The organism is Cognatazoarcus halotolerans (assembly GCF_009800965.1).
Taxonomy (GTDB): Bacteria; Pseudomonadota; Gammaproteobacteria; order Burkholderiales; family Rhodocyclaceae; genus Cognatazoarcus; species Cognatazoarcus halotolerans.
Genome location: NZ_WUAF01000010.1, coordinates 13,960 through 35,897 on the forward strand (window position 1 = coordinate 13,960; position 21,938 = coordinate 35,897).

Below are 21,938 nucleotides of genomic sequence, written 5' to 3' on the forward strand. Positions count from 1 at the left end.
TTGAATACATCACGAGGCGCACCCCAATGTCTTCCCTCGCAGCACTTCGAAATCTCGCCCTCGCGCTCGCATGCGGCCTCTTGGCCGGCTTCGCGCAGGCCAATTCCTATGAAGCGAAACTGCCGCCGGAGCTGACTTCGTCGCCGCGCATGTGCGACTACGCGCCGTGTGCGGACGTGATCCCCGGTGCCGACAGCTTCTCGGAGCGAAAGGGGCAGCCCAGCTACGTCGAGGCCTACAAGACGGTCGACGGGCAGAAGAAGCTCCTCGGCTACGTGATGCTGTCGACCGACATCACCGATATCCCGGCCTATTCGGGCAAGCCGGTGGTGACCCTGATCGGCATGGATACGAGCGGCCACTTCGCCGGCGTGAAGGTGCTCAAGCACTCGGAGCCGATCCTGCTGCTGGGCATTCCCGAAGAGGCGCTGATCGAGTTCAACAACCAGTACCTCGGCAAGTTCGTCGGCGACAACATCGAGATCGGACGTTCGCGGCCCGAGGAGAACATCATCGGCCTCGATGCGATCACCGGCGCGACCGTGACCGTGATCGCCCAGAACCAGGTGATGATGCTGTCGGGTGGCGAGATCGCCAAGCAGGTCGGCATTCTCAAGCCGACGATCCGCCCGCAGGCGAAGTTCATCGACACCAAGAGCGCACCGAACTGGCAGCAACTGGTGGAAGAGGGCAGCGTGAAGCGACTCATCGTCTCTGCCGAGGAGGTCGGCCTGCCGCATCGTGACAAGCCGTACATCGACATGTGGTTCGGCTATCTCAACCAGCCCACGGTCGGCCGCGCGATCCTCGGCGACGGTCCCTACAACAGCCTGATGAGTCGTCTCAAGGAAGGCGACCACGCGCTGTTCATGATTCGCACCGATGGTGTCGAATCCTTCAAGGGCTCGGGCTTCGTCCGCGGAGGCATCTACGACCGCGTGCAGGTGCGCCAGGAGCGCGACGCCTTCACCTTCCGCGACACCGACTACTACAACCTCTACGGCATCGCCGCGCCGGGTGCGCCGGCCTTCAACGAATCGGCGATCTTCATCGTTCGCTCGAAGGCATTCTCGGCGGCCTATCCGTGGAAGCTGGTGTTCCTCGCCAACAAGATGGACAAGGCCACCGGGGCCAAGACCTTTGCCAACTTCGACACCGAATACTGGCTGCCGGCCGCCTACATGGAAGGCGGGCGTCCGACCGTCGTCAAGCCCGACCCGGTGTGGCTCAAGATCTGGAAGGACCGCATCGTCTCCATCGTCGCCTTCACCGCCTTGCTGGTCGCCATCGCAGTGGTCTATGCCAGCCGCGACACGCTGGTGAGGCGCTCGACGCGCAAGAACAAATGGCCGGTGAATGCGTTCAAGTACGCTGGCTGGGTGGTGAGTATCGGCTTCGTCGGCTTCGGCCTGCTCGCGCAACCCTCGATCACGCAGGTGCTGACCTGGTTCCACTCGCTGCTGTTCCAGTGGAAGTGGGAACTGTTCCTCTCCGATCCCTTCATCTTCATCTTCTGGATCTTCATCATCGTCACCGTGTTCCTGTGGGGCAGGGGATTGTTCTGCGGCTGGGCCTGCCCCTTCGGCTCGCTGTCGGAGCTGCTCTACAAGGTCGGTGGCTGGGTTGGGCTCAAGCGCTTCCAGTTCAAGGTGCCCAAGCCCTTGCACGACAAGCTCAAGTGGATCAAGTACGGCATCTTCTTCGGCCTGCTGGCGGTGAGCATGTTCTCGATGGGGCTGGCCGAGAAGCTGGCCGAGGTCGAGCCCTTCAAGACCACCTTCCTGGTCGGGCTGTTCAACCGCAGCTGGCCCTACACCCTGTTCGCAGCCGGTCTGCTGGGCCTGTCGATCTTTACCGAGCGGCCGTTCTGCAAGTACCTGTGCCCGCTGGGTGCGGGCCTGGCGATGCCTTCGACCTTCCGCTGGTTCGGGCTCAAGCGCAAGCAGGAGTGCGATACCTGCAAGGCTTGCGCGGTCGGCTGTGGCTCCTCGGCGATCGACAAGGATGGCCGCATCGATCAGCGCGAGTGCCTGCTGTGCCTCGACTGCATGGTCTATTACTATGAAGACCACGCCTGCCCGCCGCTGGCGCAGGAGCGCAAGCGTCGCACCAAGGCGGGGTTGCCGCTCACGCCGATCGGCGCCAACGGTTACTACATTCCGATCAAGCCGATGCCGGCTGCCAAGTGAAGGGGCGTTCGATCATGATCATGGGGAGAGAAAATGGTTAATCCGACAATGCCAACCGATCCGGTCGATCCGCCATATGCTGGCCGGGAGGGGCTGATCGGCAGGTTCGCTGCCGAGGCCTGGGATCATCTGTGGCCGTGGAGCCGCGCCGGCTTCCAGCGCCAGCGGGCCGTGCAGGCGGCGGGAGTGGCGCTCGGCGTGGCGGCGAGCGTGATGTGGATCGTGGCCGCGATGGGGCGGCTCGAAGCGGGCGCGGTGATCGGCTGGTGGTTCGGCTGGAGCGTGTTCGAAGTGATCGTGCGCCTTGGCGCCAAGCCTTATGTGAAGGAAGGCCCCTGGTGGGGCGCCCGCTACCGCGCCGCTTCGGTGATGGATATGATCTGCTACGTGTCTTTCAAGAATCTCCTGATCGGTGCGGTGCTGTTCCTTTCGCTGAAGAGCTTCGGCCTGCTCACTGTCTGAGCGCGACCCGAACACTCAGATACCAAGGGTATGCAGCCCGAACAATGAAACGCTTCGTCTTTTTGATCCTCGGCATGTTCGCCTGGGTGCTCGCCAGCGCGGCCACCCACACGGTGCGACCAGGCGAGTCGATCCAGTCTGCGATCGACCTCGCTGCGGCGGGCGATACCGTCGAGGTGCTGCGCGGGCATTATCGGGTGAACCTGCTGGTGGACAAGGCGCTGACCCTGCGCGGCATAGATCGGCCGACCCTCGATGGCGGCCTGCATGGCGACGTGATCCGGGTTCGTGCGGCCGACGTGACCATCGACGGGATGATCGTGCGCGATTCGGGCGGCGACCTCGAGAAGCAGAATGCCGGGATCTACATCGAACCCAGGGCCGACCGCGCGAAGGTGCTCAACTGCGACCTTACCTACAACCTGTGGGGCATCTGGATCGAGACCGTCAAGGACGTGGAGATCCGCGACAACCTCATCACCGGCAAGCGCGACTTCATCTCGCCGCGGCGCGGCAACGGCATCCAGCTCTACAACACCGAGGGGGCGCAGATCGTCGGCAACCAGATCAGCTTCGTGCGCGACGGCATCTACGTGGATGTGTCCCATCATGCGGTGTTTCGCAACAACCGTATCCACAACGTGCGCTACGGCACCCACTACATGAACTCCCACAACAACATCTGGGAGGGCAACGATTCGTACAACAACCGCGGTGGCCTGGCGCTGATGATGACCCGCAACCAGATCGTGCGGAACAACCGCGCGTGGGGTAATTCGGACCATGGCATCATGCTGCGCACGATCCAGGACTCGGTGATCGAGGGCAACATCGTGGCCGGCAACGCGCGTGGCTTCTTCATCTACGACGCCGAGTACAACACCATCCGCAACAATCTGGTGGTGGACAACACCGTCGGAGTGCACCTGTGGGCCGGCTCGTACCGCAACAAGGCCGAGGGCAACGACTTCATCTCGAATCGCACGCAGATCAAGTACGTGGCCTCGCGCGATGAAGTGTGGGGCGAGCGCGAAGGCAATTACTGGAGCAACTACGTCGGCTGGGATCGCAACGGTGACGGCATCGGCGATGTGCAGTACGAGGCCAACGACATGGTCGATCGCCTGTCGTGGCGGCATCCGATGATGAAGCTGCTGATGGCGAGCCCCGCCGTGCAGTCGCTGAGGTTGGTGGCGCAGCAATTTCCGCTGCTGCGCGCACCGAGCATTGTCGACCACAAGCCGCACATGCGCCCGCAGCACACCGACTGGAGAAACTGGATTGGAAAGCATTTTGGCTCAGATCGCTGACCCGAGCGTGCTCGCGCCGGTGATCGAAGTGTGCGCGGTGAGCAAGCGCTTTGGCGCCGTGCAGGCGGTCGACGGCGTGGATCTCGTTGTCGGGCGTGGTGAACTGTTCGGCCTGATCGGGCATAACGGTGCGGGCAAGAGCACGCTCTTCAAGATGATGCTCGGCCTGTTGCCGACAAGCAGTGGCGAGATCCGCATCGACTCCGAGGCCGTGACCGGGCCGGGGTTTCGGGCGGTGCGGCGCAAGATCGGTTATCTGCCCGAGAACGTGGTGCTGTACGACAACCTCACCGGTATCGAGACGCTGCATTTCTTCGCCGATCTCAAAGGCGCCGACAAGCGCGAATGCGGCGCCGCACTGGAGCGCGTAGGGTTGGCGAAGGCCGCCTCGCGGCGCGTGCGCGAGTATTCGAAAGGCATGCGTCAGCGGCTCGGCTTCGCCCAGGCGCTGCTCGGCAAGCCGCAGATCCTGTTCCTCGACGAACCTACCAGCGGCCTCGACCCGGAGGCGATCCGCGAGTTCTATGCGGTGCTGCGTGGCCTGCGCGACGAGGGCGTGACCATGATCCTCACCTCGCACATCCTCGCCGAGATCCAGGAGCGGGTCGATCGCCTGGCGATCATCAAGAACGGAAAGCTGCAGGCGGTCGGCACGGTGCAGTCGCTGCGCGAGCGCATGAAGCTGCCGCTGACCATCGAACTGGCGCGCGGCGCTGCCCTGCGGCTACATATCGAGCGCCTGCTCGAGGGCCTGCCGGTGGGACGCATCGAGGTGCGCGGCGAGCATCTGCTGATCCAGATCCCGCGCGAAGCAAAACTGCCGGCGCTGGCACGGCTGACACGCGAGGAAGAAGGCATCGACGACCTGCATGTTCGCGAGCCCTCGCTCGAGGACGTGTTCTTCGGTTTTTCGGATTGAATCGTCCATGGATATCGAACTCAAGCAGATCGGCGTGATTGCCGGCAAGGAATTCTGGGATCGCATCCGCAATCGCTGGGTGCTCGCGGTGGCGCTGGTGTTCACCGCCTTCGCGCTGGTGATCGCGTATTTCGGCGCGGCCCAGCAGGGCGCGGTGGGATTCCGCTCGATCGAACTCACCATCGCCAGCCTCGTCAGCCTGGTGATCTACCTGATCCCGCTGATCGCGCTGGTGCTGGGTTTCGATGCGATCGTCGGTGAGCGCGAGCGCGGTTCGCTCGACCTGCTGCTCTCCATGCCGATCACCCGGCTCGAGCTGATCCTCGGCAAGTACTTCGGCCTCTCGGCGGCACTGGCCTTCTCGACCGTCGCGGGCTTCGGCCTGGTCGGCGTGCTGCTCTCGGCCCAACTCGATACCAACGCGCTGTTCCACTACGCGGGTTTCATGTTCAGCTCGGTGCTGCTGGGCATGGCCTTCCTGTCGCTGGCGGTGATGATCTCGGTGTTCGCCTCCGACCGCACCCGCGCCTCGGGGCTGGCGATCGCGATGTGGTTCTTCTTCGTGCTGGTGTTCGACCTGCTGCTGCTCGGTGCGCTGGTGGTCAGCGGCGGCGAGTACGGCGGCGCGGTCTTCCCCTACCTGATGCTCGCCAACCCGGCCGACGTATTCCGCATTCTCAATATCTTTGGCCTCGAAGAGGTACGTACGCTGTACGGCCTCGCAACCGTTTTCCCCGAGGCGCTTTCGAGGCCCTGGGTGCTGGGTGGCGTAATGCTCGCCTGGATCACCGCACCGCTGGGCATTGCCGTTTGGAGATTTCGTCGATGAAGTTGTTTTCCCCGCTGCTGCTCGCCTTGTCGCTCGCCGCTTCGCTCACGGCGTGCAGCAATCAGCCGGCCGAGACCATGGTGCCGATCGAGATCGGTCAGGACACCTCCTGCGCGCTCGATGGCATGCTGCTCGCCGACTACCCCGGCCCGAAGGCCCAGATGCATTTCGAGGGCGGCCAGACCGAGTTTTTCTGCGACACCGTGGAGATGTTCTCCATCTACCTCAAACCGGAGCAGGCGAGACGGGTCAAGGCGTTGTATGTTCAGGACATGGGCAAGGCCGACTGGGCGGCGCCCAAGGGGCACTGGATCGATGCCTTCAAGGCGTTCTACGTCCAGGGTTCCTCAGTTCATGGTTCGATGGGACCCACCATCGCGTCCTTCGCGAGCGAGGCCGACGCCAGGGCCTTCAGCGAGAAGAATGGCGGAAAGGTGATGGGCTTCAAGGACTTCAATGCGGACATGGTCGTCCTGGATGGCGGCGTCCTTCACGACCAGCAGATGTGAGGGCTTAAGATGAAGATCGACTTCTATCAGGGCTTCGACCCCGAGGCTGCGGCCGATATCGAACGACTTTCACGGCTGATCTACGAGTTGCGCCAGAACCGGGCGCGCATCCTCCAGCCTTACGAGGTCAGTCACGAAAGCGAGCTCGTTCGCCGCATCGCCGACGGCAAGCTCGATGAACACCCTGCCTACGAGCACTATCTCTCGGCTCGCATCCTGGCCGACACCTGCGAATCGGTGCGCATGGTGCTGGCCGGGCGCCTGCGGCAGGAGAAGGCAGCATGACACTTCATCTGGAACTGCGCGATGCGATCGAGGCGCGCTATGGCGATGCGCTCCAAGGGCCGGTCGAGCTCCACCAGGATGCGATCAGATTGCGGCTCGGCAATGGTGTCGAGATGGAAGTGCGCTTCGCCGCCGAGGACGCGTACTCGATTCGCTGGACTTCGGGCCGCGATGAGCTTTGTATCGACACTGCGCCGCGCCCGGATCTGCAGCCAGCATTGCCAAGCCATCTGCACGACCACCGTGGCCAGGTCAGGCCTGACCCGATCACCCGGCCCGGCCTGGCTCCGATCGAGAACCTGTCGAGCCTCATCAACGCATTGCTGATTTCGCCGACGCTCGAAGGGCGTGGTCACTGAGATGCCGATATCGATACGACGCAGGTTTCTTGTCGGCAGCCTGCTTGCGGGAATGGTCATGCTTGAAGGCGGCATCGCCGTCGCCGCCGAGCGGGTGCCGGTGGAAGTCGGCAAGGAGATACGCTGTCCGGTGTGCGGCATGTACCCGGCGCAGTATCCGACATGGCGTGCGCAGCTGATCTTCAAGGACAACCAGGCGCGCGTTTTCGATTCGCCTGTCGATCTGTTCCGCTTCCTGCTGGCGATGCCGATGTTCGACAAGGGGCACTCCGCCGAAGAGGTGGACGCGGTGTTCGTTACCGACTTTCTCAAGCGCAACTGGATCGACGGCCGGAAGGCCTTCTTCGTGGCGGGCTCGGATGCAAAGGGGCCGATGCGGGACGCAAACCTCCCGGCCTTCGCCGAACGTGATGCGGCAACCGCCTTTGCGGCCGACCGCGGGGGCAGGGTGGTGGGTTTCAGCGAGGTCACGCGGGATCTTCTGCGCAGCCTGGGCGGCGGCACGCACCACCACCACCACTGACGGCGCGCTGCGCACCGGCAAAAAGAAAGGGAGGCCAGGCCTCCCTTTTCAATGGCTGCGGGGCGGCGCTTTCAGCCGGCTTTCAACACCATGTAGTCGACCACGGACTTGACTTCGTCGTCAGTGAGGGCGGCGTTGCCACCCTTGGCCGGCATCATGCCTTTTGCACCGGTAAAGCCTTCGAGCGCGTGCTTGTAGAGCGTGTCCTTGCCCTGGGCGATGCGCGGACCCCAATCGGCAGCGTCGCCAAGCATTGGCGCGCCGGCAACACCGGCGCTGTGGCACAGGGCGCAGGTTCTCTTGTAGATCGATTCGCCGGCCATGGCGGCGTCGGAGGCGGGTTCTGCAGCGGGGGCTGCGGCGGGGGTGGCATCGGCCACCGGCGCAGGCGGCGGAGCGGCGGGTTCCGCTGCGGGTGCGGGCGCCTCGGCCTTGGGCGCCGGGGCTTCCTGACTGCCACAGGCTGCGAGCAGGGTCGCGAGCACGATCGGCGCCAGTGTGGAAAGCTTGAACATCGGGGTAATCTCCTCTCGAGTGGGGTGGGGCTGTTCGCTGCATCGCTTGGTTGGATCAGAGCGAGCTGCACGCCATGACGGTTGCCTTTCAGGCGAAACCGGATTCTACGTCGCAGGTCCTTGGAAAGTGATTGACCGTCATCAATTGCCGAACAACGCGAAATCAGCGACAGAGTACGTCGTTGCGGATCGATTCGGCGATCCGTGCGACTTCCTCGAGGCGCTCGTCGGTCACGCCCAGTTCGGTCAGCGTGCCGGCCAGGTGTTCGACGACCGCGTCGAAGTGGCTGTCGCTCAGGCCGAGCCTTGCGACCAGGCCCTGATGGGCCTGTCGCAGGCCCTTGCCGTCATAGCTACCGCTGCCACCAAAGGCATGGGTGAGAAAGGCCTTCAGGTGGGCGCGTTGCCGCGACATGTCGGTGCCGGCAAAGAAGTGCCTGATGCGCTCATCGGCAAGCACCTTGTGGTAGAACCTGTCCACGGCGAGCTCCAGCGCAGGGCTTCCGCCGAGTCGTTCCAGGAGGGTCGTGGTCATTGTGTAGTCACCGTATGCGCAGGGGGTCCCGGGCCGGCCCAGTTGCCTGGGACGATACCGCCGCGGGTGCTTCGAGGCAAGCGCCGCGGGGAGTCCGGCCCCCGCAGTCGCGGTGAAAATGCTCAGGGGCGAACGGTGTCGATCACCACCGAGATGCCGCTGGCGTCACTCGCCACCGAGGCGATGCCGCCTTCGAGGTCGCCCGGCGAGGCCATCGGCCCACCACCCTTGGCCACGCGCGCGCCCAGCGAGACGGTGGCCGGGACCGCGCCACCGGCCATCAGTGGCACGCCGGTGAAATCGAACTTGAGGGGCAGGTCGGCGACGGTCTTGCGGATTGCCGCGAGCGGCGGGCCACCCGCGGCGGAGCGCGCAAAAATGAACACCGCGTCGTCGGGTGAAGCCTTGGCGGCCAGTTCTGGAGCGAGGCTGATCTCGCCGCTGAGCGTGAGGCCCGGGCCCGGGGCCATCGCAGTGACGGCGGGCCCGCCTTGCGCAAGCGGCGCCATGCCAGCGTTGGCACGCGCCTCGTTGATCCCACCGGTGATCTGACGCGCGAACTCTTCACCCGGCGGAATCAGTGGAAGAATCCGCTCCCAGGTTTGCGCGGCCTTCGCGAACTCTTTCTTTTCGAAGTGAGCCGTGCCGCCGAGGGCGAGGGCCTTGATGTTGGTGGGGTCGAGGGCGAGCGCCTTTTCGATGAGCTGTTCGGGCTTGCCGATGAGCGTCTGGCCTTGTGCCGCGCCGAGCGCATCGGCCCAGTCGGCATAGATCTGCGCGTCCTCGGGGGTGCGCGCGGCAAGCCGCTCATAGACGGCTGCAGCTTCGTCGAAGCGACCCAGAAAGCGATAGGAGCGCCCCAGCATCACCCAGCCCTCGAGGTTGTCAGGTTCGCTCTCGAGCTTCTTGGCGAGCGTCTCCACCATTTGTTCGACCTGTTGCGGGGTGATCTGGTGGGAGTCGTTTCCCGCCACCTGGGCGGGGTCCATCCCGGCTGGATTCCCCAGCATCAGGTAGAGGAGCGCCGCGCCTGTCGTCATCAGCAGGCCGAGCACGACCCCGAGGGCTTTCGCGGGCTTGGCGACCGCACCGGTGGTGACCGTCTCGCCCTCCGCGAGGGCACGTGCTTCGAGCTCGTTCCGGGTTTGCTGGTACTCGGCGGCGTCGATCTTGCCTTCCTGGCGTTCCGCATCGAGGGCGGCGAGCTGTTCGCGCAAGGCGGCCAGGGCAGTCTGGGCCTGGATGTCGGCGTCCGGTGAGGAGGATTTCTTGATGCCGAAGCCGAACAGCGGCGGCAGGACGATCAGAAGCGCGCCGACGAGCAGGGCGCCGGCGGTAAGAAAGAATGCGGTCATTGACGGGGTTCCGGCTCGTTGGCCGACTCAAGAAGTTGTTTGGCACGGGCGTGCTGCTCGGCCGAGAGGGTGACGCCGCTTTCGCGTGCGCGGCGGCTCAGGCGCCATCCGAGCCAGGCGAGCCCCGAAAGCAGGAGCAAGGCAGGGCCAGCCCACAGCAGGACTGTAGTCCCCTTGAGCGGGGGATCGTAGAGAACGAAGTCGCCATAGCGGGCGACCAGGTAGTCCACGACCTGGTCCTCCGTCTTGCCCGCCGCGAGCTGTTCGCGAACCTGGGCGCGCAGATCGAGCGCCAGATCGGCGTTGGATTCGGCGATCGACTGGTTCTGGCAGACCAGGCAGCGCAGCACCTCGGAGAGCTTCAGCACCCTTGCCTCGAGCGCCGGGTCGGCCACCAAGGGTCTGGCGTCGGCGGTGAAGCCCGTGAGGGGGGCGAGGGCGAGCAGCAGCGTCAGCGCAATGCGTCGGAGCATTTCAGGCCGCTCCCTGCAGTTCGCGAATCTTCGGCAATATGACGTTCTGCAGGGCGTCGGGCGTCACCGGGCCGATCTGCTTGAATCGGATCACTCCCTGCTTGTCGATGAGGAAGGTCTCGGGTACGCCGTAGACGCCGAAGTCGATGCCAACGCGGCCATCCGCATCGACGATCGAGGTCACATAGGGGTTGCCGAATTCGTCGAGCCAGCGCAGGGCGTCGGGGGACTGGTCCTTGTAGTTGAGACCGATGATGGGCACCACATGGCTGCTTGCGAAGTCGACCAGCACCGGGTGTTCCTGGCGGCAGGCGACGCACCAGGAGGCCCAGACGTTCAACAGCCATACCTGGCCCTTCATGTCGTCGAGCGAGAGCTGGGTGTCGGGCACCTGCAGCTGCGGCAGGCTGAACGCCGGCGCGGGCTTGTCGATCAGCGGTGAAGGGACCTCGCGCGGGTTGAGATTGAGGCCGAAGGCCAGGAATCCTGCGAGCAGGAGAAACAGTGCCAGGGGTACCAGGAATTTCGCTTTCATGTTCTCGGACGGTCAGACTGGAGCGGTGGCGCCGGTGGGGGCACGACGTTCGGCAAGGCGGCGGTAGCGACGATCGATGGCGGCGAGCAGGCCGCCGAATGCCATCATCAGGCAGCCGACCCAGATCCAACTGATGAAGGGCTTGTAGTAGAGGCGGACGATCCAGGTCTGCGGGTCGATCGGTTCGCCCATCGACGCGTAGAGATCGCGAAACACGCCGATATCGAGCGAGGCTTCGGTCATCGGCATGCCACGTGCCGTGTAGGTGCGCTTTTCCGGATGCAGCGTCGCAATCGACTTGCCGTCGCGCTCGACCAGCAGATCAGCGCGTGCACCTACGTAGTTGGGGCCCGGTGCATCGGCAATTCCTTTCAGGGTAAAGGTGTAACCGGCGAGCTGCGCGGTGTCACCAACCTGCATTTTCACGTCGACGTTGGTGTTCAGACCGTTTACCAGGGTGACGCCGATGATGAACACCCCGATCCCGAGGTGCGCCGACCACATCCCCCACCATGCGCGGGGGATACCGCGAAGACGCACCGACGCGGCGGCGCCCGGACGTTCGCGCAGGCGGTCCGAAAGGAGCATGCCGCTGGCGATCATCACCCATGCGGCAAGTGAAAGCCCCATGGCGATGCCCCAGGTGAAGCCCCCGGTGGCGAACGCCAGCGCGATGCCGAGCCCGACGCTGGCTCCCAGCCCGGGGGCGACATGGCGGAGCAGTTGAAGCAGGTCGTGGCCCTTCCATCGCACGAAGGGGCCGATCACCATGAGAAGGACCACCGGGACCATGATCGGGACGAATACCGCCTGGAAGTAAGGCGGACCGACGGAGATCTTGCCGAGACCCAGCGCGTCGACGAACAGCGGGTAGAGGGTGCCCAGAAGTACCGACGCGGCAGCCACTGCCAACAGGACGTTATTGACCAGCAACATGGTCTCGCGCGACATGGGGTCGAACTTGCCTCCGCCGCTGAGCGACGGTGCCCGCCAGGCGAAGAGCAGCAGCGAGATGCCGATCACGAGTACCAGCAGGGCGAGGATGTACATGCCGCGTCGCGGGTCGGTTGCGAAGGCGTGTACCGAGGTGAGCACGCCGGAGCGCACCAGGAAGGTGCCGAGCAGCGAGAGCGAGAAGGCCGCAATCGCAAGCAGTACGGTCCAGCTCTTGAACGCACCTCTTTTTTCGGTGACTGCGAGCGAGTGGATCAATGCGGTGCCCACCAGCCAGGGCATGAAGGAGGCGTTCTCGACCGGATCCCAGAACCACCAGCCGCCCCACCCGAGTTCGTAGTAGGCCCATCCGGAGCCGACGGTGATGCCCAGGGTGAGGAAAATCCACGCCACGGTGGTCCACGGACGCGACCAGCGCGCCCAGGCGGTGTCGAGGCGACCGGAGATGAGCGCCGCAATGGCGAAGGAGAAGGCCACCGAAAAACCGACGTAGCCCATGTAGAGCAGCGGCGGGTGGATGATCATGCCGGGGTCTTGCAGCAGCGGATTGAGGTCCATGCCCTCGGCCGCGCCGGGCAGCAGGCGCTCGAAGGGGTTCGAGGCAATCAACATGAAGGAGTGAAAGCCGACACTGATGCAGCCGAGCACTCCCAGCACGCGGGCCAGCATCACGTCCGGCAGCTTGCTCGAGAAGATCGAGACGGCAAAGGTCCACAGCGCGAGAATCAGCCCCCACAACAGCAACGAGCCCTCGTGGCTGCCCCACACCGCGGTGATCTTGTAGTAGAGCGGCAAGGCACTGTTCGAGTGGCTGGCAACGTACTTGACCGAGAAATCATTGGTCACGAAGGCCCAGGTCAGCGCCGCAAAGGAGATCGCCACGAACACGAACTGGCCCTGGGCAGCGGGCCTGGCTACCGCCATCAGCGCCATTCGATTACGCTGCGCGCCCACCAGCGGCACGATGGCCTGGACGAGGGATACGCAAAGCGCGAGGATTAGTGCGAATTGACCAAGTTCGGGGATCATTGGCTCATCGTCCTTGATGCTTCGTGGGCCTGGTCGACCGCGTGTTGCGCTTCCGGCGGCATGTAGTTCTCGTCGTGCTTGGCGAGCACCTCGGAAGCCTCGAAGTGTCCGTCGGCGGCAAGCTTGCCCTGCACGACGGCGCCCTTGCCCTCGCGGAAGAGGTCCGGCAGCGGGCCGCTGTAACTCACCGGGATGCTCTTGGCCGTATCGGTGACCACGAAATTGACCGTGATGCCGTCCGCCGCGCGCTTGATCGAGCCCGCCTCGACGAGCCCGCCGACACGGAAGGTCCGGCCGGTGGGCGCCTTGCCTTCGGCGACTTCGGTCGGCGTGTGGAAGAACACCAGGTTGTCCTGGAAGGCATTGAGGATCAAGGCGGCCGCTCCACCGAGAAGCAGGAGGCCGGCGACGATCAGGGTGAGGCGTTTTTGACGGGCTTTCATGGACTTTCGCTTACGTTGGCTGGTTGGCGCCGAGCGCTTCGACCGCGACGCAGTCTCAGCAGGCGGCTGACGGTGTTCTTCCGACGCTGAAACAGCAGAATCAGTTCCACCACGATGACAATCAGGGTAACGGCGTAGGAACCCCATACGAAGGTGGCGGCGCCACCCATGTTCCAGAATGCTTCGGCGGATCCCCAGTTCATGCTGCGGCCTCGAGACGATCGAGCTCTTCATTGACCCATTCGGCGTTGCGCTCGCGTTCGAGAATCAGGCTGCGCACGCGCCACAGGGTGACGGCGATGGTGTAGGCCCAGGCTGCGAAGGCCATGACCAGCATCCCCATCAGCATGGTGGTCGCCATCGACGGCGCCTTGGTCAGGCTTACCGATGCGCCCTGGTGCAGAGTGTTCCACCATTTCACCGAGAAATAGATGATCGGTACGTTGATGGCGCCGACCAGGGCCAGTATGGCGCCGGCCTTGTCGGCCCTTCTCGGGTCATCGATGGCATTGATCAGCGCGATGTAGCCGAAATAGAGAAACAGCAACAGCAATTGCGAGGTCAGGCGAGCGTCCCACACCCAATAGGCGCCCCAGGTCGGTCGGCCCCACAGCGCGCCTGTCCACAGTGCCACGAAGCAGAACATCGCCCCCGTGGGTGCCAGGGCATGTGCCATCATCGCCGACAGGCGGGTATTGAAGACCAGCCCGACCGCGGACCAGAATGCCATGACCAGATAGATGAACATCGACATCCATGCCGCCGGAACGTGGATGAAGATCACCCGATAGACTTCGCCCTGCTGGGCGTCGGTGGGCGCGATGAAGAAGCTGATCCACAGTCCGGCCAGGAAAAGCACCGCAGCGGTCACGGCAAAGATCGGTGCGAGCTTGCCGGCGAGCGGATAGAAGTTCTGCGGAACGGCGAATCGGAAGATGTTGAATCGGCTTCGTGTCATTGTCGTCAGTTGGAAGTCCCGGGGATCACTCTGCCGCAATCCGCAGCGCCGCGGCGCAAGCCCAGGGAGCAAGAACAAGTGCTGCCAGCGACCCGCCGGCAAGCAGGAGCAGATGCGCGTCGCTGCCGCTGCCGCCAAGATAGGCGTCAACCGCACCGGCACCGAAGATCAGCACGGGAACAAACAAGGGTAACACCAGCAGGGCCAATAACATTCCACCGCCACGCAAGCCAAGAGTCAGGGCAGCGCCCACTGCGCCGAGCAGTGAGAGCATTGGCGTGCCCAGCAGCAAGGATAGGCACAGAACCTTAAGCGAACCTTGCTCCATGTCAAACAGCAAACCGAGGCCGGGCGCGGCGATTACCAGCGGAAGCGAGGTGGTGAGCCAGTAGGCGAGCACCTTGGCGCTGACCCACAGCACGGTGGGTTCGGGCGACAGCAGGAGTTGCTCGAGCGAGCCGTCGGCGTGGTCCTGGGCGAACAGGCGGTGCAGCGAGAGCAGCGTCGCGAGCAGTGCATCGACCCACAGGATGCCCGGTGCGATTTCCCGCAATTGGTTCGGCTCCGCACCGACCCCGAACGGAAACAGGCAGGCGACCACGACGAAGAAGCCGATCGTCACCAGGACGTCGGCGCGTCCACGCCAGGCTAGCAGCAGGTCGCGCCGCAGCACCGCTATGAATGGACCTAGCATGCGTGCCCTGCCAGATCGACGACCCGTCCGGGGTGCGAGAAGCTGACGTCCTGGTGCGTGGTGAGGACGACGATGCCACCGGCCGCGCAGTGCGCGTCCAGCGACGAGGCGAGGTCCGCCACCGCGGCGACATCGAGTGCGTTGAATGGCTCGTCGAGGATCCACAGCCGGCGCTCGCCGCCTAGAAAAAGGCGGGCAAGCCCGACCCGGCGCCGTTGACCCTGCGACAGTGCCCGGCACGGGAGATCGATCTGGGCGCCCAGGCCGATGCGCTCGAGCGCCTCGACGCAGGCCTGCTCCTCGACCTGGTCGGTGCCGGCGCGGCAGGTGAAGCGCAGGTTCTCGAGTGGCGTGAGCAGGTCGTTGAGCGCGGTCGAGTGCCCTATGTAGAGCAACTGGCGATGAAAATCCTCGCGTTCACTGCGGATCGAGTGGCCGTTCCAGTGGATTTCGCCCTCTTCGGGATCGATGAGGCCGCAAAGGCAGCGCAGCAAGGTGGTCTTGCCGACACCATTGGGCCCCAGCAGACGGACCCGCTCTCCAGGCAGCACCGAAAGGTCGAGGTCCGCGAACAAAAGGCGGTCACCACGCAGGCAGGAAAGGTCACGGATTTCGAGCATGGGCGCGATTCAATCACAAGCGCGGCAAAAGGTGAAATCGAAGCGCGCCCGATCGCCGGCAGTGACCGCGATTCGTGCCTCGCGGCGCGAGCCTCGCGGTGCCAAGAAGCAACGCCTGCCGGTGTCCGGCAGGCGTTGCAGGGGTGGCGACAGAGGCGGGCTCGCCTTACTCGGCGGGCGCTGCCGGCGGGTGGAAGATCTCCGGTGCCACGCCGCCCTTGTCGGCGCCGATCTCCTGCTCGATGGCGGGCAGCGAGTGGGCGATTCCCTTGTGGCAGTCGATGCAGGTCTTGCCTTCACCCAGACCATCCTGGTGCATCTTCGCCGAACGACTGCGTTGCTCCATGTAGTCGAAATACTCGAAGTTGTGGCAGTTGCGGCACTCGCGCGAATCGGTTTTCTTCATCCGCCGCCACTCGTTCTGCGCGAGCTGGAGTCGCTTGGCGTTGAACTTCTCGGGCGTGTCGATCGAGCCCAGAAGGTGGTGGTAGACCTCGTTGGATGCCTGGATCTTGCGGATGATCTTGTGGGTCCAGTCCTTCGGCACATGGCAGTCGGGGCAGGTCGCCCGGACGCCCGAGCGGTTGGAGTAGTGAATGGTGTTGCGATACTCCTTGAAGACGTTCTCTTCCATTTCGTGACAAGAGATGCAAAAGGCTTCGCGGTTGGTCCATTCCATGGCGGTATTGAAGCCGCCCCAAAAGACGATGCCGGCAACGAAAACCACGACCATCAGGCCGAGACCCGCGCCACGCATGCGTCTCCATAGACTTTTATTGTTGTCCTGGGTCATTTCAGATTACCTCGATACGGGAATTCAGCGCAGGCCTTCTGCTCTCTGGAAAGTGTTGTTCACCAGCGGCTTGGCGTTGGTCTGGGGAACATGGCACTGGGTGCAGAAATAGCGGCGTGGCGAGATGTTGGAGAGTTCGCGACCGTCCCGGTCCTTGAAGTGGGTGATGCTCACCTTGGTCGCGCCGCTTTCCTTGTAGCGGGTCCAGGAATGGCAATCCATGCATTTGTTGAAGTTGGCAGTGATGGTATAGCTTTCGGTGACATGCGGAATCAGTGGGGGCTGCTGCACGTAGTCGCGCGGAATCGGTGGGCGGTCCCGCTCTTGGCGGTACACCTTGCTGTCCAGTTCTGGCTCGGCGACGTCGCGGCCGCGCAAGGTTTCAACCGCCGGGGTGTCGGCAGCGTGGGAGACTGGCACTGCAGCAACGCCGAGCGTAGCCACGAGGGCAAGAATGAGATGACGAGTGTGTTTTTTCATGACTCGCTCCTGTCGAATCGGGTGGTCAATCTGAATACGTCCTTGCTGCAGACGTCGATACAACGGCCGCAGCTAGTGCAGTCCTTGTCGAGGATTACCGGATGGCTCTGGCCCACGGCCTTGAGCGCCGGCCGGATCACCTGGGGTTCCGGGCAGACGGCGAAGCAGTCCATGCAATCGTTGCAGGTGCTGCGCTTGTCGGCGGTGACACGAAGCAGTGCGGTCTTGCCCACGAGGCCGTAGAAGGCGCCCATCGGACAAACGTGGCCACACCAGCCGCGGCTTGCCAGCAGGAGGTCGTAGAGGAAAACACCGATCACGATCCCCCACGACAGGCCGAATCCGAAGATCAGCCCGCGGTGAAGCATCGATACCGGATTGACCCATTCCCATGCGATGCCACCTGTGGCAAACGAGGCGACGAGTGTGAAGCCGAGGAGCCAGTAACGGGTATCGGCATGGGGCGTCTTGCCACCCTTGATGCCCAGCCGGCGCCGCAGCCAGGCGGCGGCATCGGTGACGATGTTGATCGGGCAGACCCAGGAACAGAAAAGACGGCCGCCGAGCAGCAGATAGAAGGCAAGTACGATGCCGCCGCCGAGAACCGCTTCCCGGTACGGAGGGTGACCCGCTGCGATCGATTGAAGCAGAACGAAGGGGTCGGTGAGCGGAAGCACGCCGAGGGTGAGGCTGGACGAAAGGTTTCCCTTGACCAGCCACAGCCCGAACCATGGGCCGATCAGGAACAGCAGCAGGATCGAGAGCTGACTGAATCTGCGCAGCAGCAGCCACTTGTGGGCCTTGAGCCAGCCCTTGACCTCGACAGCCTCGGCGCCGGGGCGGGCTACGGCGCCGATGCGTGCGGCGCCGCGAATGGATGAGGCGGGTGCGTGGGTGTTCATGGCTTCCACCCCGAGTCGAGGTCGCTGCCCGGTGCTTTCGGTGGCGTGTAAGGGGGCGTCTGTCCCTGGTCTACCCGCGTATCGCCATAAGCGCGTCCTTCAAGGCCGCGCATCGGAAGCTGCTCCTGCTCGCCGATCAGCGAGCCACCCGCGGCTTCCTTCTCTTCCCAGCCCTTGCGGTAGTGTTCCGCGGATTTGCCCTGGGCCAGCTTGAAGGGCAGCACCTTGATTGCAGCCTCGGGCAGAACGCAGGATTTCTCGCATTTGCCGCAGCCGGTACAGGCGTCCGAATGCACCGTCGGCAGCAACATCGCATGGCGGTCCGAACGCGGATTGTGCACCAGCTCGAGGGTGATCGCCTCGTCGATTGCCGGGCACACGCGGTAGCACACGTCGCAACGCAGGCCCAGGAAGTTGAGGCAGGTCTCCTGGTCGATCAACACCGCGAGCCCCATGCGGGCCTTGCGGATGTCGGTGAGCTCGCGATCGAGCGCGCCGGTCGGGCAGGCCTTGACGCAGGGGATGTCGTCGCACATCTCGCAGGCGATGCTGCGCGCCTCGAAATACGGCGTCCCGGTGGCGACGTTGTCGCCCAGCCTGGAGAGTTTCAGGGTGTCGAAAGGGCAATCGCGCACGCATAGTCCGCAGCGCACGCAGGCGGCAAGGAAGTCGCTTTCCTCGAGCGCGCCGGGCGGTCGCAACGCAGCGGCCGGCCGTGCGCTGGCTTCGCTGCCATAAAGGCCGACGCCGAGCGAAAGCAGGCAGGCCCCGCCCGCGGCACCGGCCATTTCCTTGAGGAAGCGGCGGCGAGCGGTTGCGCCTTTCGAGCTTGCGGATGTTTCCGGATGTTTGTTCATGCGGGCTCTCCCCGGGACCGGTTGGCAGTCCTGCGCCGACCGGTCCTACGAGGCTTGGCTCAGACCTTGGTGACCTTCACTGCGCACTTCTTGAAGTCGGTTTCCTTGGAGATCGGACAGGTCGCATCCAGCGTGAGCTTGTTCACCAGCCGGCCTTCGTCGAAGAACGGAATGAAGATCAGGCCTGCGGGCGGCTTGTTGCGGCCGTGCGTCTCGAGCTGGGCGACGATCTCGCCCCGCCGCGACACCACCTTGACCTTCTGGCCCCTCTTGAGGTTGCGCCGGGCGGCATCGTCGGGGTGCATGAAGACCTGCGCCTCGGGCACCGAGCGGTGCAGCTCGGGCACCCGGCGGGTCATCGAGCCGGTGTGCCAGTGCTCCAGCACGCGGCCGGTACACAACCACATGTCGTAGTCCTTGTCCGGCATTTCGGGCGGATCTTCGTAGGGCAGCGCGAACACCACCGCGCGCTTGTCCTTGTGGCCATAGAACTGGATGTCGGAGCCCTTCTCGACATACGGGTCGTAGCCCTCCCGGAAGCGCCACAGCGTCTCCTTGCCGTCTACGACCGGCCAGCGCAGGCCGCGCGCCTTGTGATAGGCGTCGAAGGGCGCCAGGTCGTGGCCGTGGCCGCGACCGAAGCTGGCGTATTCCTCGAACAGGCCCTTCTGAAGGTAGTAGCCGAGTTGCTTCGACTCGTCGTTCATGTAGCCCTTCCAGGCGTGATCGTTGGCCTTGGCGATATCGGACACCGGGTACTTGTTAACCTGACCGTTCGCGTAGAGCACGTCGTAGAGGGTCTTGCCCTTGAGATCGGGACGCTTGGCGATCAGCTCGGCGGGCCACACTTCCTCGACCTTGAAGCGCTTGGAGAACTCGATGTACTGCATCAGGTCGGAGCGTGCCTCACCAGGGGGCGAGACCTGCTGGCGCCAGAACTGGGTGCGGCGCTCGGCGTTGCCGAAGGCCCCTTCCTTCTCGGCCCACATCGCCGAGGGAAGGATCAGGTCGGCCGACAGGGCGGAGACGGTCGGGTAGCAGTCCGACACCACCACGAAGGCTTTTTCGTTGCGCCAGCCCGGATAGAGCTCGTCATTGATGTTCGGTCCGGCCTGCATGTTGTTGGTGGTGCTGGTCCAGTAGCAGGAGATCTTGCCATCCTTGAGCATCCGGCTCTGCAGCACCGCATGGAAACCGATCTTGCCGTTGAGCGTACCTTCGGGCAGCTTCCAGAGTTCTTCCGAGTGCTTGCGATGCTCCGGATTGTTGACCACCAGGTCGGCCGGCAGTCGGTGGGCGAAGGTCCCGACCTCGCGGGCGGTGCCGCAGGCCGAAGGCTGGCCGGTGAGCGAGAACGGGCCCGACCCCGGCGTCGAGATCTTGCCGGTCAGCAGGTGGATGTTGTAGCACATGTTGTTCGCCCAGGTGCCGCGCGTGTGCTGGTTGAAACCCATGGTCCAGAAGGACACCACCTTGGTGTTCGGGTCGGCATACACCTTGGCGAGGCGCTCGAGGCGCTCGGCGGGCACGCCGGAGAGCTTGGCGACCTTCTCGAGCGTGTATTCGGAAACGAACTTGGCGTATTCCTCGAAGGTGATCGCATCGGCCTTGCCGACCTTGTCGGCGTTCTTGGCGGCCTTTTCGCGGGCATCGGTCGGGCGCAGCCCGAAGCCGATGTCGTCGGCACCCTTCTTGAAATTGACGTGTTTCTTGACGAACTCGAGGTTCACCGCCTTGTTCTGGATGATGTAGTTGGCGATGTAGTTGAGGATCGCGAGATCGGTCTGCGGCGTGAAGATCATGCCGTTGTCGGCGAGCTCGAAGGAGCGGTGCTCGAAGGTCGACAGCACATGAACCTCGCTGCCCTTGTGGGTCAGCCGGCGGTCGGTGAGGCGCGACCACAGGATGGGGTGCATCTCGGCCATGTTCGAACCCCACAGCACGAAGGCGTCGGCGTTCTCGATGTCGTCGTAGCAGCCCATCGGCTCGTCGATGCCGAAGGTGCGCATGAAGCCCGCTACCGCGGAAGCCATGCAATGGCGCGCGTTGGGATCGAGGTTGTTGGAGCGGAAGCCGGCCTTCCAGAGCTTGGAGGCGGCATAGCCTTCGAAGACGGTCCATTGGCCGGAGCCGAACATGGCGATCGAGGAGGTCATCTCGTCGACCGACTTGCCGGCGTTGGCCTTCATGTCGGCGGCGAGTGCGGCCTTCCACTTCTCGGCCATGATGTCGTAGGCCTGGTCCCAGCTGATCGGGGTGAACTCGCCGTTCTTGTCGTACTTGCCGTTCTTCATGCGCAGCAAGGGCTTGGTCAGCCGGTCTTCGCCATACATGATCTTGGACAGGAAGTAGCCCTTGATGCAGTTCAGCCCGCGGTTGACGGGCGCATCGGGGTCACCCTGGGTGGCGACGATCCTGCCCTTCTGGACCCCTACGAGCACCGAGCAACCGGTACCGCAAAAGCGGCAGGCCGCCTTGTCCCAGCGCACATCGGTGCTGCTGCCTTCGGTGGCGGCCTTGGCCACCATCGGGATGCTGATGCCAGCCGAAGCCGCAGCAGCGGCGACCGCATTGGTCTTGATGAATTCGCGTCGATCCATGGTCATGATTAAGCCTCCTGTAATTCGAGACCGTCGTCGGTGTATTCGTAAGCGAGGGTCAGACTTTGTACCTGGGGCGCCTGACTCACCCCGATGAGGGAGTCGGCCATCGAATAGCCGTCGCCATCTTCGACGGTGACGATTGCGTTTCCGGTATTGGGGTCGGCGCCATGCCATTGCACGCCGGGGATTCTGAGGACCGTGGATTTCAGGTCCTCCAACTGCGCGGGAAACACCCGCAGGACAAGACTTGCTACTCGCATGTGCTTTGCTCCATTGAAGGACAGACCGAGATCGCGCCAGCGGGGCAGGGTGCTTCGCAGGCACCGCAGCCGGTACACCGGTCGGCAATGAGTTCGGGAAATGCGGCGCCGCCGACCCGGGGACGGAAGCGGATCGCCGCACTTGGGCATCGTTCGCCACAGACCCTGCATTCGATGCCCTGGAAGGCGATGCAGGAGTCCGCAATCCGGGCCCGATAGGGAAGGCTTGCGGGTGCATCCTGCGATGCCAGGGCGGCAGGCCGGCAGGCCTTGATGCACTCTGCACAGAATGTGCATTCACCGCTCTTGAAGCTCAGCTCCGGAAATCCTCCGTGGCCGCGGACGATTACCCCGCTAGGACAGGCCTTGAGGCAGTCGTCGCAGCGCGTGCAGCGCTCGATGAACTCGGATTCACTGAGCGCGCCCGGCGGACGCAGTGCTTGCTGGAGGGTTCGGCCACGCAGAAAAGCGCGGCGGGCAAGAGTCAAAAATGTCCCCAAAACCTTTATGGTTTAACGGGTTCCCATTCAATAGCCTTGCCGACCCC

The 21,938-nt window shown here is 63.9% G+C and carries 27 protein-coding genes; 9 read left to right on the forward strand and 18 right to left on the reverse strand.

The window, feature by feature from the left end; genetic code table 11:
- Positions 1–26 precede the first annotated feature (26 nt).
- The 9 genes from GQB03_RS13420 to GQB03_RS13460 are packed head-to-tail and all read left to right on the forward strand — an operon-like array spanning position 27 to position 7,385.
- A complete protein-coding gene (locus GQB03_RS13420) occupies positions 27–2,189 on the forward strand; it encodes a 4Fe-4S binding protein (RefSeq protein WP_159690186.1) in 2,163 nt (720 codons plus the stop codon).
- 33 nt (positions 2,190–2,222) lie between these two features.
- A complete protein-coding gene (locus GQB03_RS13425) occupies positions 2,223–2,651 on the forward strand; it encodes a transcription regulator (protein ID WP_159690188.1) in 429 nt (142 codons plus the stop codon).
- A 44-nt stretch (positions 2,652–2,695) separates the two neighbouring features.
- Positions 2,696–3,961, forward strand: a complete 1,266-nt coding sequence (locus GQB03_RS13430; protein WP_159690191.1) for a nitrous oxide reductase family maturation protein NosD — start codon at positions 2,696–2,698, stop codon at positions 3,959–3,961.
- Positions 3,942–4,880 (forward strand): ABC transporter ATP-binding protein, encoded by a 939-nt coding sequence (locus tag GQB03_RS13435; protein ID WP_407644540.1) that lies wholly within the window; start codon positions 3,942–3,944, stop codon positions 4,878–4,880. Before GQB03_RS13430 ends, GQB03_RS13435 begins: the two co-directional genes overlap by 20 nt.
- Before the next feature lie 13 nt (positions 4,881–4,893).
- Entirely contained in the window at positions 4,894–5,709 is an 816-nt protein-coding gene (locus GQB03_RS13440) for an ABC transporter permease (RefSeq protein ID WP_159690649.1), read from the forward strand.
- The gene (locus GQB03_RS13445; protein ID WP_159690193.1) at positions 5,706–6,218 is read left to right on the forward strand and encodes a nitrous oxide reductase accessory protein NosL; all 513 of its coding nucleotides are present in this window, start codon (positions 5,706–5,708) and stop codon (positions 6,216–6,218) included. The genes GQB03_RS13440 and GQB03_RS13445 overlap by 4 nt, the downstream gene beginning before the upstream one ends.
- A gap of 9 nt (positions 6,219–6,227) precedes the next feature.
- On the forward strand, positions 6,228–6,503 hold the full coding sequence (locus tag GQB03_RS13450) for a hypothetical protein (protein WP_159690196.1): 276 nt from the start codon (positions 6,228–6,230) through the stop codon (positions 6,501–6,503).
- The gene (locus tag GQB03_RS13455; RefSeq protein ID WP_159690199.1) at positions 6,500–6,862 is read left to right on the forward strand and encodes a hypothetical protein; all 363 of its coding nucleotides are present in this window, start codon (positions 6,500–6,502) and stop codon (positions 6,860–6,862) included. Before GQB03_RS13450 ends, GQB03_RS13455 begins: the two co-directional genes overlap by 4 nt.
- A gap of 1 nt (position 6,863) precedes the next feature.
- Entirely contained in the window at positions 6,864–7,385 is a 522-nt protein-coding gene (locus GQB03_RS13460; RefSeq protein WP_159690202.1) for a nitrous oxide reductase accessory protein NosL, read from the forward strand.
- Between the two features lie 71 nt (positions 7,386–7,456).
- On the opposite strand, the gene GQB03_RS13465 is transcribed toward GQB03_RS13460, so the two are convergent.
- From GQB03_RS13465 to napF, 18 genes are all read right to left on the reverse strand, one after another.
- Positions 7,457–7,900: a c-type cytochrome gene (locus GQB03_RS13465; protein ID WP_159690205.1), complete on the reverse strand. Its 444-nt coding sequence runs from the start codon at positions 7,898–7,900 to the stop codon at positions 7,457–7,459.
- A gap of 163 nt (positions 7,901–8,063) precedes the next feature.
- Positions 8,064–8,435 carry a group I truncated hemoglobin gene (locus GQB03_RS13470; RefSeq protein WP_159690208.1) on the reverse strand — a complete coding sequence of 124 codons (372 nt, stop codon included), beginning with the start codon at positions 8,433–8,435 and terminating at the stop codon, positions 8,064–8,066.
- Positions 8,436–8,557: 122 nt separating this feature from the next.
- Positions 8,558–9,790, reverse strand: a complete 1,233-nt coding sequence (gene ccmI, locus GQB03_RS13475) for a c-type cytochrome biogenesis protein CcmI (protein WP_159690211.1) — start codon at positions 9,788–9,790, stop codon at positions 8,558–8,560.
- A complete protein-coding gene (locus tag GQB03_RS13480; RefSeq protein ID WP_159690214.1) occupies positions 9,787–10,263 on the reverse strand; it encodes a cytochrome c-type biogenesis protein in 477 nt (158 codons plus the stop codon). The genes ccmI and GQB03_RS13480 overlap by 4 nt, the downstream gene beginning before the upstream one ends.
- 1 nt (position 10,264) lies before the next feature.
- Complete coding sequence (locus GQB03_RS13485; RefSeq protein WP_159690217.1) at positions 10,265–10,798, reverse strand: DsbE family thiol:disulfide interchange protein; 534 nt, start codon at positions 10,796–10,798, stop codon at positions 10,265–10,267.
- Between the two features lie 12 nt (positions 10,799–10,810).
- The gene (locus GQB03_RS13490; protein ID WP_159690220.1) at positions 10,811–12,781 is read right to left on the reverse strand and encodes a heme lyase CcmF/NrfE family subunit; all 1,971 of its coding nucleotides are present in this window, start codon (positions 12,779–12,781) and stop codon (positions 10,811–10,813) included.
- A complete protein-coding gene (gene ccmE / locus GQB03_RS13495; protein ID WP_159690223.1) occupies positions 12,778–13,224 on the reverse strand; it encodes a cytochrome c maturation protein CcmE in 447 nt (148 codons plus the stop codon). Before ccmE ends, GQB03_RS13490 begins: the two co-directional genes overlap by 4 nt.
- Positions 13,221–13,427, reverse strand: a complete 207-nt coding sequence (gene ccmD / locus GQB03_RS13500; RefSeq protein WP_159690226.1) for a heme exporter protein CcmD — start codon at positions 13,425–13,427, stop codon at positions 13,221–13,223. The genes ccmE and ccmD overlap by 4 nt, the downstream gene beginning before the upstream one ends.
- Entirely contained in the window at positions 13,424–14,182 is a 759-nt protein-coding gene (gene ccmC, locus GQB03_RS13505) for a heme ABC transporter permease CcmC (RefSeq protein ID WP_159690229.1), read from the reverse strand. Before ccmC ends, ccmD begins: the two co-directional genes overlap by 4 nt.
- Positions 14,183–14,207: 25 nt before the next feature.
- Positions 14,208–14,876 carry a heme exporter protein CcmB gene (ccmB, locus tag GQB03_RS13510; protein WP_159690232.1) on the reverse strand — a complete coding sequence of 223 codons (669 nt, stop codon included), beginning with the start codon at positions 14,874–14,876 and terminating at the stop codon, positions 14,208–14,210.
- A complete protein-coding gene (ccmA, locus tag GQB03_RS13515; protein WP_159690235.1) occupies positions 14,870–15,496 on the reverse strand; it encodes a cytochrome c biogenesis heme-transporting ATPase CcmA in 627 nt (208 codons plus the stop codon). The genes ccmB and ccmA overlap by 7 nt, the downstream gene beginning before the upstream one ends.
- A 166-nt stretch (positions 15,497–15,662) precedes the next feature.
- Positions 15,663–16,253: a NapC/NirT family cytochrome c gene (locus tag GQB03_RS13520; protein WP_235027059.1), complete on the reverse strand. Its 591-nt coding sequence runs from the start codon at positions 16,251–16,253 to the stop codon at positions 15,663–15,665.
- A 60-nt stretch (positions 16,254–16,313) separates the two neighbouring features.
- Entirely contained in the window at positions 16,314–16,769 is a 456-nt protein-coding gene (locus tag GQB03_RS13525; RefSeq protein WP_159690240.1) for a nitrate reductase cytochrome c-type subunit, read from the reverse strand.
- Positions 16,766–17,671, reverse strand: a complete 906-nt coding sequence (gene napH, locus GQB03_RS13530; RefSeq protein ID WP_159690242.1) for a quinol dehydrogenase ferredoxin subunit NapH — start codon at positions 17,669–17,671, stop codon at positions 16,766–16,768. The genes GQB03_RS13525 and napH overlap by 4 nt, the downstream gene beginning before the upstream one ends.
- Positions 17,668–18,528, reverse strand: a complete 861-nt coding sequence (gene napG, locus GQB03_RS13535; protein ID WP_159690245.1) for a ferredoxin-type protein NapG — start codon at positions 18,526–18,528, stop codon at positions 17,668–17,670. Before napG ends, napH begins: the two co-directional genes overlap by 4 nt.
- A 59-nt stretch (positions 18,529–18,587) precedes the next feature.
- Positions 18,588–21,134 carry a nitrate reductase catalytic subunit NapA gene (gene napA / locus GQB03_RS13540; protein ID WP_159690248.1) on the reverse strand — a complete coding sequence of 849 codons (2,547 nt, stop codon included), beginning with the start codon at positions 21,132–21,134 and terminating at the stop codon, positions 18,588–18,590.
- A 2-nt stretch (positions 21,135–21,136) separates the two neighbouring features.
- Positions 21,137–21,391 carry a chaperone NapD gene (locus tag GQB03_RS13545; RefSeq protein WP_159690251.1) on the reverse strand — a complete coding sequence of 85 codons (255 nt, stop codon included), beginning with the start codon at positions 21,389–21,391 and terminating at the stop codon, positions 21,137–21,139.
- Positions 21,382–21,891: a ferredoxin-type protein NapF gene (gene napF / locus GQB03_RS13550; protein ID WP_327516816.1), complete on the reverse strand. Its 510-nt coding sequence runs from the start codon at positions 21,889–21,891 to the stop codon at positions 21,382–21,384. The genes GQB03_RS13545 and napF overlap by 10 nt, the downstream gene beginning before the upstream one ends.
- Between the last annotated feature and the right edge of the window lie 47 nt (positions 21,892–21,938).

Excerpts from the sequence above, each read along its gene's own strand:
- napG (WP_159690245.1), bottom strand. The coding sequence starts at position 18,528 with ATGAACAAACATCCGGAAACATCCGCAAGCTCGAAAGGCGCAACCGCT.
- GQB03_RS13525 (WP_159690240.1), bottom strand. The coding sequence starts at position 16,769 with ATGAAAAAACACACTCGTCATCTCATTCTTGCCCTCGTGGCTACGCTC.
- GQB03_RS13485 (WP_159690217.1), bottom strand. The coding sequence starts at position 10,798 with ATGAAAGCGAAATTCCTGGTACCCCTGGCACTGTTTCTCCTGCTCGCA.
- ccmA (WP_159690235.1), bottom strand. The coding sequence starts at position 15,496 with ATGCTCGAAATCCGTGACCTTTCCTGCCTGCGTGGTGACCGCCTTTTG.
- ccmC (WP_159690229.1), bottom strand. The coding sequence starts at position 14,182 with ATGACACGAAGCCGATTCAACATCTTCCGATTCGCCGTTCCGCAGAAC.
- GQB03_RS13520 (WP_235027059.1), bottom strand. The coding sequence starts at position 16,253 with ATGCGTGGCGCGGGTCTCGGCCTGATGGTCGTGGTTTTCGTTGCCGGC.
- GQB03_RS13480 (WP_159690214.1), bottom strand. The coding sequence starts at position 10,263 with ATGCTCCGACGCATTGCGCTGACGCTGCTGCTCGCCCTCGCCCCCCTC.
- napA (WP_159690248.1), bottom strand. The coding sequence starts at position 21,134 with ATGACCATGGATCGACGCGAATTCATCAAGACCAATGCGGTCGCCGCT.
- ccmB (WP_159690232.1), bottom strand. The coding sequence starts at position 14,876 with ATGCTAGGTCCATTCATAGCGGTGCTGCGGCGCGACCTGCTGCTAGCC.
- GQB03_RS13455 (WP_159690199.1), top strand. The coding sequence starts at position 6,500 with ATGACACTTCATCTGGAACTGCGCGATGCGATCGAGGCGCGCTATGGC.
- ccmE (WP_159690223.1), bottom strand. The coding sequence starts at position 13,224 with ATGAAAGCCCGTCAAAAACGCCTCACCCTGATCGTCGCCGGCCTCCTG.
- GQB03_RS13470 (WP_159690208.1), bottom strand. The coding sequence starts at position 8,435 with ATGACCACGACCCTCCTGGAACGACTCGGCGGAAGCCCTGCGCTGGAG.
- GQB03_RS13490 (WP_159690220.1), bottom strand. The coding sequence starts at position 12,781 with ATGATCCCCGAACTTGGTCAATTCGCACTAATCCTCGCGCTTTGCGTA.
- GQB03_RS13430 (WP_159690191.1), top strand. The coding sequence starts at position 2,696 with ATGAAACGCTTCGTCTTTTTGATCCTCGGCATGTTCGCCTGGGTGCTC.
- GQB03_RS13460 (WP_159690202.1), top strand. The coding sequence starts at position 6,864 with ATGCCGATATCGATACGACGCAGGTTTCTTGTCGGCAGCCTGCTTGCG.
- GQB03_RS13445 (WP_159690193.1), top strand. The coding sequence starts at position 5,706 with ATGAAGTTGTTTTCCCCGCTGCTGCTCGCCTTGTCGCTCGCCGCTTCG.
- GQB03_RS13450 (WP_159690196.1), top strand. The coding sequence starts at position 6,228 with ATGAAGATCGACTTCTATCAGGGCTTCGACCCCGAGGCTGCGGCCGAT.
- ccmI (WP_159690211.1), bottom strand. The coding sequence starts at position 9,790 with ATGACCGCATTCTTTCTTACCGCCGGCGCCCTGCTCGTCGGCGCGCTT.
- GQB03_RS13465 (WP_159690205.1), bottom strand. The coding sequence starts at position 7,900 with ATGTTCAAGCTTTCCACACTGGCGCCGATCGTGCTCGCGACCCTGCTC.
- GQB03_RS13425 (WP_159690188.1), top strand. The coding sequence starts at position 2,223 with ATGGTTAATCCGACAATGCCAACCGATCCGGTCGATCCGCCATATGCT.
- GQB03_RS13545 (WP_159690251.1), bottom strand. The coding sequence starts at position 21,391 with ATGCGAGTAGCAAGTCTTGTCCTGCGGGTGTTTCCCGCGCAGTTGGAG.
- GQB03_RS13420 (WP_159690186.1), top strand. The coding sequence starts at position 27 with ATGTCTTCCCTCGCAGCACTTCGAAATCTCGCCCTCGCGCTCGCATGC.
- ccmD (WP_159690226.1), bottom strand. The coding sequence starts at position 13,427 with ATGAACTGGGGATCCGCCGAAGCATTCTGGAACATGGGTGGCGCCGCC.
- napH (WP_159690242.1), bottom strand. The coding sequence starts at position 17,671 with ATGAACACCCACGCACCCGCCTCATCCATTCGCGGCGCCGCACGCATC.